Consider the following 13,681-nt stretch of genomic DNA (forward strand, 5'->3'; position numbering starts at 1 on the left):
TCCTCCGAGGGTGAGCGCGGTCACCCTTCCCTCTCTTTTTCGCATATCCACATGCGCAAAGAGCGCATGCAACCCATGCGAACTTTCCTAGCATCGGGCGCAGCATCCATTCCACCCAGCGCGCCCGCGCTCCCACGCCATGTCCTCCGTGCTTGCCGCCGAACGGCCGACCGTTGCCGAACCTTCTTCCGTTGTCCCGTTCAGGATCGCCGCGATCGACGCGTCGCTCGGCGCCGAGGTCACCGGCCTCGATGCCACGCGTCCGGTGCCGGCCGCGCAGGTGCGTGCGCTCAAGGAGGCGCTGCTCGAGCGGCATGTGCTGGTGCTCAAGCAGCAGCGGCTCGACGACGCGCAGTTCGAGCGCCTGGCCAGCTACTTCGGCGCCGTGTTCCGTCCGCCGTCGAACGTGCCGGTGCTGGGCTCCGATCCCTATGGCGGCAACACGCCCGACATCGTGCGGGTGTCGAACGTCGATGGCGGCGTGCTCGGCCATGACGAGCTCGCGGCGCATGCCGACCACCACTGGACGCCGGTGCCGTCGTCGGGCTCGCTGCTCTATGGCATCGAGGTGCCCTCGGAGGGCGGCGACACCACCTGGTACAACCTCGCGGCCGCCTGGGACGAGCTCGATGCCGGCACCCAGCGCGAGATCGAGCAGCTGCGGCTCATCACCTACAACCCCTTCCTGCGCAAGCTCAAGCCGCTCACCACCGGCTTTCCGCTCTACCGCACGCCCGACATCACGCCGCTCGAACCCTTCGAGGTGCATCCGCTGGTGCGCACCCATCCCGACAGCGGCCGCCGCGTGCTCTACCTGGGCGCGCGCACCGAGGTCGAGATCGTCGGCGTCGATCCGCAGTACGGCGCCGCGCTGATCGCGCGCCTGCGCCAGCACCTGCTGCAACCACGCTTCGCCTACACGCACCGCTGGAGCGTGGGCGACATCGTCTACTGGGACAACCAGGCCACGCTGCATGCGCGCAGCGCCTTCGACAACGGCGAGCGCCGCGTGCTCAAGCGCATCAGCCTCTCGGGCAGCCGCCCGTACTGACACCGCCGCCGGCGCTTCCCACCCGCAGCGCGATGCGCGCCACCGCCCCGCGCGGCGGCGTGCGCGCGAGCCAGCCATGCCCCTCCCCCGCTGTCCCATCCTGCTGAACGCGTTCGACATGAACACGCCCAGCCACCTGACCCACGGCCTGTGGCGGCATCCGCGCGACCGCGCCACCGACTACAAGCGGCTGCCCTACTGGCTCGACCTCGCGCGCACGCTCGAGCGCGGGCTGTTCGACGGCCTGTTCCTCGCCGACGTGACCGGCGTCTACGACGTCTGGGGCGGCAGCCCCGAGGCCGCGCTGCGCCACGGCATCCAGGTGCCGATCAACGACCCGGCCGTGCTCGTGAGCGCGATGGCCAGCGTCACGCGCCACCTGGGCTTCGGCATCACGGCCTCCATCGCGGCCGAGGCGCCGCATGCCTTCGCGCGCCGCATGTCCACGCTCGACCACCTGAGCGAGGGCCGCATCGGCTGGAACATCGTGACCGGCTTCCTCGACAGCTCGGCGCGCGCGCAGGGCGCGGCCGCCGCCACCGGCCACGACCGGCGCTACGACCTGGCCGACGAGTTCATGACGCTGGTCTACCGGCTCTGGGAAGAGAGCTGGGACGACGACGCGGTGATCGCCGACCGCGAGCGCGGCATCTATGCCGACCCCGCGCGCGTGCGCGCCATCCGCCATGCGGGCGAAGGCTGGCGTCTCGATGCGGTGCATCCCTGCGAGCCTTCGCCGCAGCGCACGCCGCTGCTGTTCCAGGCCGGCGCCTCGGCGCGCGGCACGGCCTTCGCGGCGCGTCATGCCGAGGTGGTGTTCGTGCCCAACCAGGGCCTGGCCGCCACCGCGGCCGTGGTGCGCAAGCTGCGCGCGGCGCTCGCCGAGGCCGGGCGCGATGCCGACGCGGTGCGTTTCGTGACCACGCTGCTGGTCGTGACCGCTCCGACCGAGGCCGAGGCCCGCGCGCGCTACGAGGAGTACCGCCGCTATGCGCAGCCCGAGGCCGGCCTGGTGCAGTTCAGCAGCGCGATCGGCCACGACCTCTCGCGCCATGGCCTCGACGACGCCATCGGCGGCGGCAGCGCCGATGCGATCCAGAGCTCGGTCGCCTCGCTCAAGGGGCCCGGCGGCGCGCCGCTGACCCCGCGCGCGCTGCTCGCGCAAATGCCGCTGGGCGCGCGCCATGCGCCCGTGGTCGGTACGCCCGCACAGATCGCCGACACCATCGAGGCCTGGGTCACCGAGGCCGGCATCGACGGCTTCAACCTCGTGCGCACCGTGAGCCCCGAGGGCCTCGAGCATTTCGTCGACCTCGTGGTGCCCGAGCTGCAGCGCCGCGGCCTGCACAAGCGCGCCTATGCCGAAGGCAGCTGGCGCGAAAAGATCTTCGGCCCGGGCCGCGCCCGGCTGCCGTCCTCCCACACCGGGGTGCGGCGGCGCACCTCCGCATCGCCATGACAGCTCCCTCCTCCGTCTCCACCGGCCCGGTCCACGTCGTGCGCGACGATGCGGAGGCCCTCGCCATCGCGCGCCGCCTCGCGGCCGACTTCGCCACCGGCGCTTCCGAACGCGACCGGCAGCGCCGCCTGCCCTTCGAGGAGGTCGAGCGCTTCTCGGCCAGCGGCCTGTGGGGCATCACGGTGCCACGCGCCTTCGGCGGCGCCGCGGTCTCGCATGCCACACTGGCCGAGGTCACGGCGCTGATCTCCGAAGCCGATCCCGCGCTCGGCCAGATCCCGCAGAACCACTACTGCCTGGTCGATGCGGTGCGGCTGATCGGCGATGCGCAGCAGCAGAAGTTCTTCTTCCGCGAAGCGATCGAGGGCCGGCGCTTCGGCAACGCGGTGTCGGAAAGCGGCACCGCCAACGCCAAGGTCGTGACCGCGCGGCTGCGCGCCACGCCCGAGGGCCTGCGGCTCGACGGCCGCAAGTTCTACTGCACCGGCGCGCTGTTCGCGCACTGGGTGCCGGTCGCGGCCAAGGACGAGCAGGACAAGCAGGTGCTGGTCTATGTCGCGCGCGAGGCGCCGGGCCTCGAGGTCGTCGACGACTGGAGCGGCTTCGGCCAGCGCACCACCGCGAGCGGCACCGTCACGGCCGACAACGTGGCGGTCGGCGCGCTGCAGGTGCTGCCGCGCGCGCAACTGTTCGAGCCGCCGACCATCCACGGCCCGTTCGCGCAGGTGCTGCACGCCGCCATCGACCTCGGCATCGGCCGCGCCGCCATGGCCGACCTGCACCACTGGTTGCGCGAGCGCGCGCGGCCCTGGCCCGACAGCGGCGTGGCGCGCGCGGCCGACGATCCGCTCACGCTCGCGCGCGTCGGCCGCCTGGTGATCCAGCAGCATGCGGCCGAGGCGCTGCTCGAACGCTCGGGCCGCGCGCTCGACCGTGCGCGCGACGAGCCCGGTGCCGAACACGTGACCGAGGCCTCGATCGCGGTCGCCGAAGCCAAGGTGCTGAGCACCGAGTTCGCGCTCGAGGCCGCCACCGCGCTGATCGAGCTCGCGGGCACCCAGTCCACGCTGGCCGAGCACAACCTCGACCGCCACTGGCGCAATGCGCGCACCCACACCGTGCACGACCCGGTGCGCTGGAAGCCGCATGCGGTCGGCAACCACTGGCTCAACGGTGCCAGCCCGCAACGCCACGCCTCGATCTGATCCTTCCTCGTCTTTCCGAAAGCCATCACCATGGACCGTCGCCGTTTCATCCAACAAGGCAGCGCCGCCTTCTCGCTCGGCACCGTCGCCGGCACCAGCCTGCCGCTGTCGGCCTGGGCCCAGGCGCGCAAGGACACGCTGCGCGTGCTCTCCGAAGGCGCGCCCAATTCGCAGGACCCGCACGGCGAGGGCGTGAGCCGCGAATCGCTGGGCCTGTTCTTCAATGTCTACGACCGGCTCGTCAACTTCGACCGCGCCCAACTCTCGCCGGGCGTCTTCAAGTACGACTACGGACGCTTCCGCGGCGAGCTGGCCGAGCGCTTCGAAACCAGCGCCGACGGCCGCACGCTGACCTTCTTCCTGCGCCGCGACGCCACCTTCCACGATGGCAAGCCGGTGACGGCCGCCGACGTGAAGTGGTCGCTCGACCGCGCGGTCTCGCTGCCGGCCAGCAAGCGGCAGCTCGCGACCGGCTCGCTCGAGAATCCCTCGCAGTTCACCGTGGTGGATGCGCACACCTTCCGCATCGCGCTGCCGCGCGCCGACCGCTACACGCTGCCGAACCTCGCGCTGAGCTTCGCCTCGGTCCTCAACAGCGAGCTCGCGAAGTCGCATGCCACCGCGGCCGATCCCTGGGCCACCGAGTGGGTCAAGGCGCACGAGGCCGGCGGCGGCGCCTTCCGCATCGAGAGCTTCACGCCGGGCCAGCAGGTGGTCTACACCCGCTTCGACGGCTGGAAGGGCGGCAGCGCGCCGCAGCTGCGCCGCGCCGTGTTCCAGGTCGTGCCCTCGGCCTCCAACCGCGTCGCCGCCTTGCTCAAGGGCGATGCCGACGTGGCGCTGCAGCTGCCGCCCAAGGACCTCGATGCGCTGACCGACACCACGCGCGCCAAGGTCGTGTCGGTGCCGGTCACGACCAGCTTCCGCTTCGTCGCCTTCAACACCCAGGCCAAGCCCTTCGACGACGTGCGCGTGCGCCAGGCCATCGCCTACGCCCTGCCCTACACCACCCTGCTGCGCGGCGCCAACCTGGGCCGCGGCGAGGCGCTGTATGGCGCCCGGCCCGGCAAGCCCGCGAGCAGCCGCTTTCCGCAGCCCTATCCCTACGACACCCAGTTGCTCAAGGCGAAGGAGCTGCTGGCGCAGGCCGGCTATCCGCAGGGCTTCAAGATCAGCTTCAGCTACAACGTCGGCGACGCCACGCTGGCCGAGCCCGCGGCGCTGCTGATCCAGGAGGCGCTGGCGAAGATCGGCATCGCGCTGAGCATCGAGAAAGTGCCGAGCGCCCAGTGGGGCACGCTGCAGACCGAGAAGAAGCTGCCCTTCTTCATCGACAGCTCCTCGGCCTGGTTCAACGACCCCGACTACTTCTTCCGCATCTTCTTCCAGGGCGACTGGCGCTGGAACTTCGGTTCGTTCAAGAACGACGAACTCGCCAAGCTGCTCGAGCAGGCGCGCTGGGAGACCGACCGCGCGAAATACGACCTCGCGATCCAGCGCGCGATCGAGATCGCCTTCGAGCAGGTGCCGCTGGTGCCGCTGTGGCTGCCCACCTTCGAGGCGGCGCTGCAGCCCGACCTGCAGGGCTTCACCTACTACATCCATGGCCAGGTGGACTTCCGGCCGCTGACGCGTTCATGAGCTTTGCCCGGCGCGTCGTCTCGCGGCTCGCGGCCACCGTGCCGGTGCTCGCGGGCACGGCCGTCTTCACCTTCGTGCTCACGCACGTGCTGCCGGGCGACCCCGCGGCCTTCCTCGCCTCGGGGCCGAACGCCGGGCCCGAGGAGATCGCGCAGATCCGCGCACGCATGGGCCTGGACCTGCCGCTGCCCACGCAGCTGTGGCACTACCTGCAGGCGCTGGCGCACGGCGACTGGGGCCAGTCGCACACGACGGGGCAGCCGGTGCTGACCGACCTGTGGCAGCGCCTGCCGGCCTCGCTCGAGCTCACACTCGCGGCCTTCGTGCTCACGCTGCTGGTGGCGCTGCCGCTGGGCACGGCAGCCGCGCTGCGCCCGCGCTCGCTCTGGGACCGCGCCTGCACCGTGCTCACCGTGGGCGGCAGCTGCGTGCCGAGCTTCGTGATCGCGCTGCTGCTGGTCTACGTCTTCTATTTCCTGCTCGGCTGGGCGCCCGAACCCACCGGCCGCATCGACGCGATGATCGAGCCGCCACCGGTGCGCAGCGGCTTCATGCTGCTCGATGCCGCGCTCGCGCTGCGCTGGGATGCCTTCGCTTCCGCGGCCGGGCGGCTGCTGCTGCCGAGCGTGGCGATGGCGGCCTTCTCGCTGGCGCCGGTGGCGCGGCTCACGCGCGCGTCGCTGCTGGGCGTGCTGCGCAGCGACCCCGTGCGCACCGCGCGCGCGCTCGGCCTGCCGCCACGCGCCGTGCTGGCCGGCGCGCTGCACCTGGCGCTGCTGCCGGTGGTCACCAGTGCCGGCATGGTGTTCTCGTACATGCTGAGCGCCAACGTGGTGATCGAGAAGGTGTTCGCCTGGCCCGGCATCGGCAGCTATGCGCTCGATGCGCTGATGGCGGCCGACCATGCGCCGCTGCAGGGCTTCGTGCTGCTGGTCGCGCTGATGTTCGTGCTGGTCAATTTCGCGATCGACCTGCTGCACGAGCGCATCGATCCGCGCGTGGGGAGCGTGGCATGAGCGCGGTGCCGGGCAAGTTCGAAGCGGATGCGCGGCCGCGCTGGCGCCCGCGCGGCAACGAGGCGCTGGGCCTGCTGCTGTTCGCGCTGCTGCTGTTCGCCGCCATCGCAGGCCCCGCGCTCGCGCCCTTCGATCCGCTGGCCACCGACGTGCCCGCGCGGCTGCAGCCGCCGAGCGCGCTGCACTGGTTCGGCACCGACGCGCTGGGCCGCGACCTGTTCTCGCGCGTGCTGGTGGCCACGCGGCTCGATCTCTCGATGGCCGCGGGCGCGGTGCTGCTGTCATTGGCGGCGGGCAGCGCCATCGGTGCGCTGTGCGGCTTCGTCGGCGGCCGGCTCGACCGCTGGGTCGGCCGGCTGGTCGACGTGCTGATGGCCTTCCCGCTGTTCGTGGTGGCGATGGCGCTGGTCGCGGCCTGGGGCAACACGGTGATCAACATCGTCTATGCGACGGCGCTGATCAACCTGCCCTTCTACATCCGGCTCGCGCGCAGCGAGGTCGGCGTGCGGCGCGGCGCCGGCTACGTGCTGGCCGCGCGGCTCGGCGGCCAGGGCCCGGCGCGGCTGCTGTTCGGCGTGCTGCTGCCGCACGTGCTGCCCATGCTCGCGGTGCAGGGCTCGATCAACCTGGGCTGGGCGCTGCTCAACGGCGCGGGCCTGTCCTTCATCGGCCTCGGCGTGAAGCCGCCGACGCCCGAATGGGGCGTGCTGGTGAGCGAGGGCGCGCCCTACATCATCACCGGCCAGTGGTGGCTCGCGGGCTTCCCGGGCCTGGCGCTGTTCATGGCCGTGGGCTGCTTCACGCTGCTGGGCGACGCGCTGCGCGACCGGCTCGATCCGCGCGGCGCCGCCGACCGGAGCGGCCCATGAGCGCGCCGCTGCTCGAGGTCGATGCGCTGAGCCTGCGCTTCCACGGCGCGCAGGGCGCGGTCCATGTGCTCGACCGCGTGAGCCTCGAGCTCGCGGCCGGCGAAACCCTGGGCCTGGTCGGCGAGAGCGGATCGGGCAAGTCGGTGACCGCGCTGGCGCTCGCGGGCCTGCTCGATGCGCAGGCCGACGCGGCCGCGCGGCGGCTGCGCTTCCAGGGCCTCGACCTGCTCGACAGCGGCGGCCGCCCGGCGCGCGCGGCCTGGGATGCGCTGCGCGGCCGGCGCATCGGCTTCGTGTTCCAGAGTCCGCGCCGCGCGCTGCATCCGCTGCGCACCATCGGCGACCAGCTGCAGCAGGTGCTGCGGCTGCACCGCGGCCTGTCGGCGCGCGCCGCGCGCCAGGCCGCGCTCGAATGGATCGAGCGCGTGGGCCTGCCCGAGCCCGAGCGCCGGCTGCGCGCCTATGCGCACCAGCTCTCGGGCGGCCAGTGCCAGCGCGCGATGATCGCGCTGGCCTTGGCCGGCGAGCCCGAGCTGCTGATCGCCGACGAGCCGACCACCGGCCTCGACGTGGTCACGCAGGCGCGCGTGCTCGACCTGCTGGCCGGCCTCGCGCGCGAGCGCGGGCTGGCGACCCTGCTGATCACCCACGACCTCGCGCTGGCCGCGCAGCGCTGCGACCGCATCGCCGTGATGCATGCGGGCCAGGTGGTCGAGACCCTGCCCTCGCGCCACCTGCGCGAAGGCGCGGCCCATCCCTACACGCGCCAGTTGCTGCGCGCCACACCGCAATCGGCCAACACGCTCGATGCGTTGCGCGGCGTCGATGGACGCCTGCCCGATCTCGCGCGCGCCGACCTGCCGGCCTGCCGTTTCGCCGAGCGCTGCCCGCAGGCCGAGGCGCGCTGCCGGATGCAGCCACCGGTCGCGCAGCGGCAAGGCACCGCGCACCGCGTGCATTGCTGGCTGCCGCTGGCGCCGGCCGCGGGGTCCGGCGCCGAACATCCCGTCGACCAGACAACCGAAGCAATCGCCGCATGACACAGCCCACGTCCGACACCCTGACCTCGCTCTTTCGCAGCCGCTACGGCGGCGAATCGCCGCGGTCCGCGCCGCCCTCGGCCAACCCCGTGCTCGAAACCCTGCTGGCCCACCGCTCGGTGCGCGCCTTCGATGCCGAGCGCGCGCTGCCGCCGGGCACGCTCGAATGGCTGATCGCCGCGGCGCAGTCGGCGCCCAGTTCGTCGAACCTGCAGACCTGGAGCGTGGTGGCCGTGGAAGACCCCGAAAGCAAGGCGCGCATCGCCGAGTACGCGGGCCGGCAGGCCCAGGTGCGCGAGGCGCCGCTGCTGCTGGTGTGGCTGGCCGACGTCGCGCGCCTGCGCACGCTGGCCGACGACGCTGCGGTGCCGATCGAGGGCGCCGACTTCCTCGACACCTCGCTGATGGCCGTGATCGATGCCGCGATGGCCGCGCAGAACGCCGTGACCGCGGCCGAATCGCTGGGGCTGGGCACCGTCTACCTCGGCGCGATCCGCAACCGGCCCGAGGAGGTGGCGGCCGAACTGGGCCTGCCGCCCGGCGTGTTCGCCGTCGTCGGCCTGTGCATCGGCTGGCCCGATCCGGCGCGGCCGGCGGCCGTCAAGCCGCGGCTGCCGCAGCGTGCGGTGCTCTCGCACGAACGCCATGCGGCCAGCGATACGGTCGGCCATGTGAAGCACTACGACGCGACCATGCAGTCCTTCTATGCCTCACAGGGCATGCCGGCGGTGCGCTGGAGCGACCATTCGCTGGCACGGCTGCGCGATCCCGCGCAACTGCGCGGCCGCCACCGGCTGGTGGAGGCGCTGGCCGCGCAGCGCATCGGCCTGCGCTGATCCCATGAGCGAGTCGCAAGCGCTGCTGCGCGTCGAAGACCTGCACGCACGCCATGCGCTGCCCGCGGTGCCGGCCTGGGGCGGCCTGGTGCATCGCCGCCGCTGGCTGCCGGCGGTGGATGGCGTGAGCTTCGCGCTGGCGCGCGGCGAGGCGCTGGGCCTCATCGGCGAATCGGGCTGCGGCAAGTCGACCCTGGCATCCGTGCTCGCGCGGCTGGCCGATCCGCTGTCGGGCCGGCTGCTGTTCGACGGCATCGATCTGGCCAGCGTGCGTGCCAGCCAGGCGGCCGAGGCGCCCTGGCGCCATCGCATCCAGATGGTGTTCCAGGACCCTTACGAGAGCCTGGACCCGCGCCGCAGCGCCTTCGACGCGATCGCCGATCCGCTGCGCCGGCTCGCGGCGCTCGACGGCGCCGCGCTGCGCGAACGGGTGCTGCGGACCGCGCGACGCGTGCAGCTCGGCGACGAGCTGCTGGCGCGCCGGCCGCACCAGCTCTCGGGTGGCCAGGCCGCGCGCGTGGGCATCGCGCGCGCGCTGGCGCCCGCGCCCGAGCTGCTGATCCTCGACGAGCCCACCGCGGCGCTCGACGTCTCGGTGCAGGCCGGCCTGCTCGCGCTGCTGTCGGGGCTGCGCCGCGAACTCGGCCTCGCGATCCTGTTCATCTCGCACGACCTCGGCGTGGTGCGGCTGCTGTGCGAGCGCGTGCTGGTGATGCGCGCGGGGCGCATCGTCGACGAAGGTGCGCCGCAGGCGCTGTTCGAGCGCCCGCGGCATCCCTACACCGCCGAGCTTGCCGCGGCGGTGCCGCGCTTTCCGGCGACCGCCTGAGCCTCAAAAGCCGTTCGGGCTGAGCTTGTCGAAGCCTCGCGCGGTGCTTCGGCCCTTCGACAGGCTCAGGACAGGCCAAGCTCGGCATGAACGGTCTCCTCAGGGCTGGAAGTACAGATCCGCGAAGCTCCCCCGAATGTGCTCGCCCGTCGGCCCGTAGTCACGCACCTTCTTTGCCAGCACCGTGATCGCCGGATTCGCACCCAGCTCGATCGAAGGCACGTCGCGGTGCACGATCTGCTGGAAGTCGACGAACAGCTGGCGCCGCTTGGTCTCGTCCACTTCCACCGCCGCCGCTTCCAGCAGCCGGTCGACCTCGGGATTGACGTAGTGCGCCGCATTCGAGAACGGCAGCCCGACCTTGAAGTTCTTCGACCAGAACACGCGCTGCACGCCCACCGTGGGATCGAACAGGTTGGTGAGGCTCTCGAGCGTGATGTCGAAGGCGCGCTCGGTGTAGGCCTTGGTCACGTAGGTCGCGAAGTCGTAGCTCTCGACCGCGGCGTCGATGCCGATGCGACCCAGCGACTGGCGCACGAAATCGGCCGCGCGCCGTTCCTGGAACGGGTTGTAGAGCACGCGCAGCTTGAGCCGCGTGCCGCCCGCGCCGCGCTTGAAGCCGGCCGCGTCGAGCGCCGCCTCGGCCGCCTTCGGGTCGTAGGGATAGGGCTGGATGCTCGCATCGTGGTAGCGCGAGATCCCCTTGCCGATCGGCGAGGCCGAGGGCGTGCCCAGGCCGTACCAGACCGTCTTGGCGAAGGCATTCACGTCGATCGCCTGCGCGATCGCGCGCCGCACCTCCACCTTCTGCAGCGCCGGCGTGTCGAGGTTGAAGTAGATCTGCTGGTGGCTGCCGAGGTACGGCGAGATGCGCGTGTCGATCTCCACGCCGGGCAGCTTGCGAAAGCGCTCCACATCCGACAGCGGGATGCCGCCGGTGCCGTTGGCCAGGTCGGCCGCGCCCGACTCGAGCGCCGCGGCGCGCGCGGCGGCATCGAGCACGAAGCGCACCACCACCCGGTCGAGGTAGGGCTTGGGCTTGTCCCAGTAGTTCGGGTTGCGCTCGAGGATGATGTGGCTGCCCTGCACCCACTCCTTGAACACGAAGGGGCCGGTGCCGATCGGCTGGCTGTTGTACTTGCTCGCCGCGATGTCCGTGCCTTCGTACAGGTGCTTGGGCACGATCGGCGATTCGGTCGCCGCCAGGGCCGTCAGCAGGAAGGGCGCGGGCTTGCTCAACACCACCACGGCCGTGTGGGGATCGGGCGTGCGCACTTCCACCACGTTGGCGAAGGTGCCGCGGCCGCGCGGATGCACCTGCTTGAGCGTGAGGATCGAGAAGGCCACGTCGGCCGACGTGAAGTCCTTGCCGTCGTGCCACTTCACGCCCTTGCGCAAGGTGAAGGTGTATTGCAGGCCGTCCGCGCTCAGCGACCAGGCCGTGGCCAGCAGCGGCTTGGGCTTGAGGTCGTAGTCGTAGGTCAAGAGGCCTTCGACGATCTTCGGGCCGATCTCGGCGTTGCCGCCGGCCGTGGTCGTCAGCGGCACGATGGAAGCCGGCACGGGATTGACCAGCCAGTTCAGCGTGCCGCCCTGCCGGGGCTGGGCCCAGGCGGCGGGCGCGGCCAGCAGCGCGAGCGCCGAGAGCGCGGCGGCGCCGGCGGCCAGCACGCGGCGGCGCGGCGCGCCGATGTTCTTGTTGCGGGAGGGAGATGTCATGTTCGGGTGCGGGTGCGGGTGCGTGTGCGTGTGCGTGTGCGTCGCCGGTGAAGTTCGCTCAGAACGCCGGAATGACCGCGCCCTTGTACTTGTCCTGGATGAACTTGCGCACCTCGGGCGTGTGCAGCGTTTTCACCAGCTTGGCAATGGCCGGCGACTGCAGGTTGTCCTTGCGCGCCGCGATGAAGTTCGCGTAGGGCGAGTTGCGGCCGTCCTCGATGAACAGCGCGTCACGGCCCGGATCGAGCTTGGCCTCGAGCGCGTAGTTGGTGTTGATCAGCGCGAGGTCCACGTCGGGCAGCGCGCGCGGCAGCTGCGCCGATTCGATCTCGCGGATCACCAGCTTCTTCGGATTCGAGACGATGTCGCGCGCCGTCGACTTGATGTTGCTGGGGTCCTTGAGCTTGAGCAGGCCCTGCTTGGCCAGCAGCGCCAGCGCGCGGCCCGAGTTCGACGGATCGTTGGGGATCGCCACCACCGCGCCCTCGCGCAGGTCGGCCGCCTTCTTGATCTTCTGCGAATAGGCGCCGAAGGGCTCGATGTGCACGTCGCTGTTCGGCACCTCGACGATGTCGGTCTTGCGGTCCTTGTTGAAGGACTCGAGGTAGGGCCGGTTCTGGAAGAAGTTCGCGTCGAGCTGCTTGTCGCCGACCGCGAGGTTGGGCTGCACGTAATCGCTGAACACCTTGACCTCGAGGTCCACGCCCTGCGCCTTGAGCTGCGGGCGGATGAACTCGAGGATCTCGGCATGCGGCACCGGCGAGGCCGCCACGCGCAGCGTCTCCTGCGCCTGCGCGGACATCGCGCCCAGACCGGCCACCGACAGCACCATCACCGAGAAGGCGCGCTGAAACGAAAACGTCATGGTTGGAATTCCCTCATCGTCAGAAATGAAAAACGCCGGATCGCCCTGTCCTCGCAGGAACGTCCGGCGCTGCGCAGGTTAGCGGCGCGATGCCGCCCTCCCAAGCGATGAATCGGCGCTTGCTTATGTGAATTGCGAGCAAGCCGCGGCGGCTTGCATCGCGGCGTGACTAGCCGCGATCCGCGTCGTCCCAGACCGCCTCGCGCACCGCGACCGCCTTGGGCAGCACGCCGAGCTTGAACAGCCTGTCGGCCGTGCGCTGCTGCGAAGCGAGGATCGCGTTCGACAGCGGCACCACGTCGAAGCCCGCATTGGCGTTGACCTCGGTCACCACATCCAGCTGCATGCCGGTGGCGGCCGCGACCGACTTCGCGACCTCGGCGGGATTGGCCCTGGCCCAGCGGCCGGCCTCGGTCGAACCCTCGATCAGCGCCTTCACATGGGCGGGCCAGGCCTTGGCGAAGCCGGTGTTGGCGAGCAGGAACGAGGCGCTGTCCTCGAGCACGTCGCCCTGCCAGGCGATCACGCGGGTCCTGTTGCGGCGGCGCGCGATGGTGAAGTACGGGTCCCAGATGGCCCAGGCATCGATGTCGCCGCCATCGAAGGCGAAGGCCGCGTCGGCCGCGCCCAGGCCGATGCTGGTCACGGCCTTGATGTCCAGGCCCTGGCGCTCGAGCGCGGCCGCCACCAGGTTGTGCGAACTCGATCCCTTGGCATAGCCGATGCGGCGGCCCCGCAGGTCGGCGATGCTTCGGATCGGCGAATCCTCCTTCACGAGGATGCCTTCGGAGCGCGGCGTCGAAGGCTGCGCCGCCACATAGGCCACGCGCCCGCCCGAGGCCTGCAGGAAGATGCAGCCCACGTTGCCAGCATTGCCGAAGGCGACGTCGCCGGTGTCCATGGCCTGCAGCAGGTTGAGACCCGAGGTGAACTCGGCCCATTCGATGCGGATGCCCAGCGGCTCGAAGCGCTTCTCGAACACCTTGAGCTGCCGCGCCACCAGCGGAATGCCGGTCTTCTGGTAGCCCAGCGTCAGGGTCGATCCCTTGAGGCCGGTGGCGGCGCTCCAGGCGGAAGGGGCGGCGGCCAGCGAGGCGGCGCCCGCTGCGAGGGTGAATTGGCGGCGGGTCAGCATGGCGTGGGTCGATTCA

12 protein-coding genes are annotated in these 13,681 nt (G+C 71.4%); 9 read left to right on the plus strand and 3 right to left on the minus strand.

The features are described 5' to 3' along the window. Positions 1-139: 139 nt before the first annotated feature. The 9 genes from INQ48_31595 to INQ48_31635 all read left to right on the plus strand — a co-directional run bounded on the left by INQ48_31595 (position 140) and on the right by INQ48_31635 (position 9,946). Positions 140-1,051, plus strand: a complete 912-nt coding sequence (locus tag INQ48_31595; GenBank protein QRF62106.1) for a TauD/TfdA family dioxygenase — start codon at positions 140-142, stop codon at positions 1,049-1,051. A gap of 76 nt (positions 1,052-1,127) precedes the next feature. Then, a complete protein-coding gene (locus tag INQ48_31600) occupies positions 1,128-2,510 on the plus strand; it encodes an LLM class flavin-dependent oxidoreductase (protein QRF62107.1) in 1,383 nt (460 codons plus the stop codon). Then, complete coding sequence (locus INQ48_31605; protein ID QRF62108.1) at positions 2,507-3,715, plus strand: SfnB family sulfur acquisition oxidoreductase; 1,209 nt, start codon at positions 2,507-2,509, stop codon at positions 3,713-3,715. The genes INQ48_31600 and INQ48_31605 overlap by 4 nt, the downstream gene beginning before the upstream one ends. A gap of 30 nt (positions 3,716-3,745) precedes the next feature. Beyond that, the gene (locus INQ48_31610; protein ID QRF62109.1) at positions 3,746-5,356 is read left to right on the plus strand and encodes an ABC transporter substrate-binding protein; all 1,611 of its coding nucleotides are present in this window, start codon (positions 3,746-3,748) and stop codon (positions 5,354-5,356) included. Then, a complete protein-coding gene (locus INQ48_31615; protein ID QRF62110.1) occupies positions 5,353-6,372 on the plus strand; it encodes an ABC transporter permease in 1,020 nt (339 codons plus the stop codon). Before INQ48_31610 ends, INQ48_31615 begins: the two co-directional genes overlap by 4 nt. Further along, positions 6,369-7,241: an ABC transporter permease gene (locus INQ48_31620; GenBank protein QRF62111.1), complete on the plus strand. Its 873-nt coding sequence runs from the start codon at positions 6,369-6,371 to the stop codon at positions 7,239-7,241. The genes INQ48_31615 and INQ48_31620 overlap by 4 nt, the downstream gene beginning before the upstream one ends. After that, the gene (locus tag INQ48_31625; GenBank protein ID QRF62112.1) at positions 7,238-8,281 is read left to right on the plus strand and encodes an ABC transporter ATP-binding protein; all 1,044 of its coding nucleotides are present in this window, start codon (positions 7,238-7,240) and stop codon (positions 8,279-8,281) included. Before INQ48_31620 ends, INQ48_31625 begins: the two co-directional genes overlap by 4 nt. Continuing rightward, positions 8,278-9,117, plus strand: coding sequence for an NADPH-dependent oxidoreductase (locus tag INQ48_31630; protein QRF62113.1), 840 nt, complete (start codon positions 8,278-8,280; stop codon positions 9,115-9,117). The genes INQ48_31625 and INQ48_31630 overlap by 4 nt, the downstream gene beginning before the upstream one ends. A 4-nt stretch (positions 9,118-9,121) precedes the next feature. Then, on the plus strand, positions 9,122-9,946 hold the full coding sequence (locus INQ48_31635; protein QRF62114.1) for an ABC transporter ATP-binding protein: 825 nt from the start codon (positions 9,122-9,124) through the stop codon (positions 9,944-9,946). Positions 9,947-10,045: 99 nt separating this feature from the next. Here INQ48_31635 and INQ48_31640 read toward each other — a convergent pair whose 3' ends face one another. The 3 genes from INQ48_31640 to INQ48_31650 form a co-directional block, all read right to left on the minus strand. Continuing rightward, a complete protein-coding gene (locus tag INQ48_31640) occupies positions 10,046-11,578 on the minus strand; it encodes an ABC transporter substrate-binding protein (GenBank protein ID QRF63033.1) in 1,533 nt (510 codons plus the stop codon). A 145-nt stretch (positions 11,579-11,723) separates the two neighbouring features. Further along, positions 11,724-12,530 carry a MetQ/NlpA family ABC transporter substrate-binding protein gene (locus tag INQ48_31645; protein ID QRF62115.1) on the minus strand — a complete coding sequence of 269 codons (807 nt, stop codon included), beginning with the start codon at positions 12,528-12,530 and terminating at the stop codon, positions 11,724-11,726. Between the two features lie 169 nt (positions 12,531-12,699). Then, positions 12,700-13,665, minus strand: a complete 966-nt coding sequence (locus tag INQ48_31650) for an aliphatic sulfonate ABC transporter substrate-binding protein (protein QRF62116.1) — start codon at positions 13,663-13,665, stop codon at positions 12,700-12,702. Positions 13,666-13,681 lie beyond the last annotated feature (16 nt).

Source organism: Variovorax paradoxus (assembly GCA_016806145.1).
In the GTDB taxonomy this organism is placed as follows: Bacteria; Pseudomonadota; Gammaproteobacteria; order Burkholderiales; family Burkholderiaceae_C; genus Variovorax.

Bases quoted from the DNA above. Each gene is read 5' to 3' on its own strand.
- INQ48_31595 (QRF62106.1), top strand. From the start codon at position 140: ATGTCCTCCGTGCTTGCCGCCGAACGGCCGACCGTTGCCGAACCTTCT.
- INQ48_31600 (QRF62107.1), top strand. From the start codon at position 1,128: ATGCCCCTCCCCCGCTGTCCCATCCTGCTGAACGCGTTCGACATGAAC.
- INQ48_31605 (QRF62108.1), top strand. From the start codon at position 2,507: ATGACAGCTCCCTCCTCCGTCTCCACCGGCCCGGTCCACGTCGTGCGC.
- INQ48_31610 (QRF62109.1), top strand. From the start codon at position 3,746: ATGGACCGTCGCCGTTTCATCCAACAAGGCAGCGCCGCCTTCTCGCTC.
- INQ48_31615 (QRF62110.1), top strand. From the start codon at position 5,353: ATGAGCTTTGCCCGGCGCGTCGTCTCGCGGCTCGCGGCCACCGTGCCG.
- INQ48_31620 (QRF62111.1), top strand. From the start codon at position 6,369: ATGAGCGCGGTGCCGGGCAAGTTCGAAGCGGATGCGCGGCCGCGCTGG.
- INQ48_31625 (QRF62112.1), top strand. From the start codon at position 7,238: ATGAGCGCGCCGCTGCTCGAGGTCGATGCGCTGAGCCTGCGCTTCCAC.
- INQ48_31630 (QRF62113.1), top strand. From the start codon at position 8,278: ATGACACAGCCCACGTCCGACACCCTGACCTCGCTCTTTCGCAGCCGC.
- INQ48_31635 (QRF62114.1), top strand. From the start codon at position 9,122: ATGAGCGAGTCGCAAGCGCTGCTGCGCGTCGAAGACCTGCACGCACGC.
- INQ48_31645 (QRF62115.1), bottom strand. From the start codon at position 12,530: ATGACGTTTTCGTTTCAGCGCGCCTTCTCGGTGATGGTGCTGTCGGTG.
- INQ48_31650 (QRF62116.1), bottom strand. From the start codon at position 13,665: ATGCTGACCCGCCGCCAATTCACCCTCGCAGCGGGCGCCGCCTCGCTG.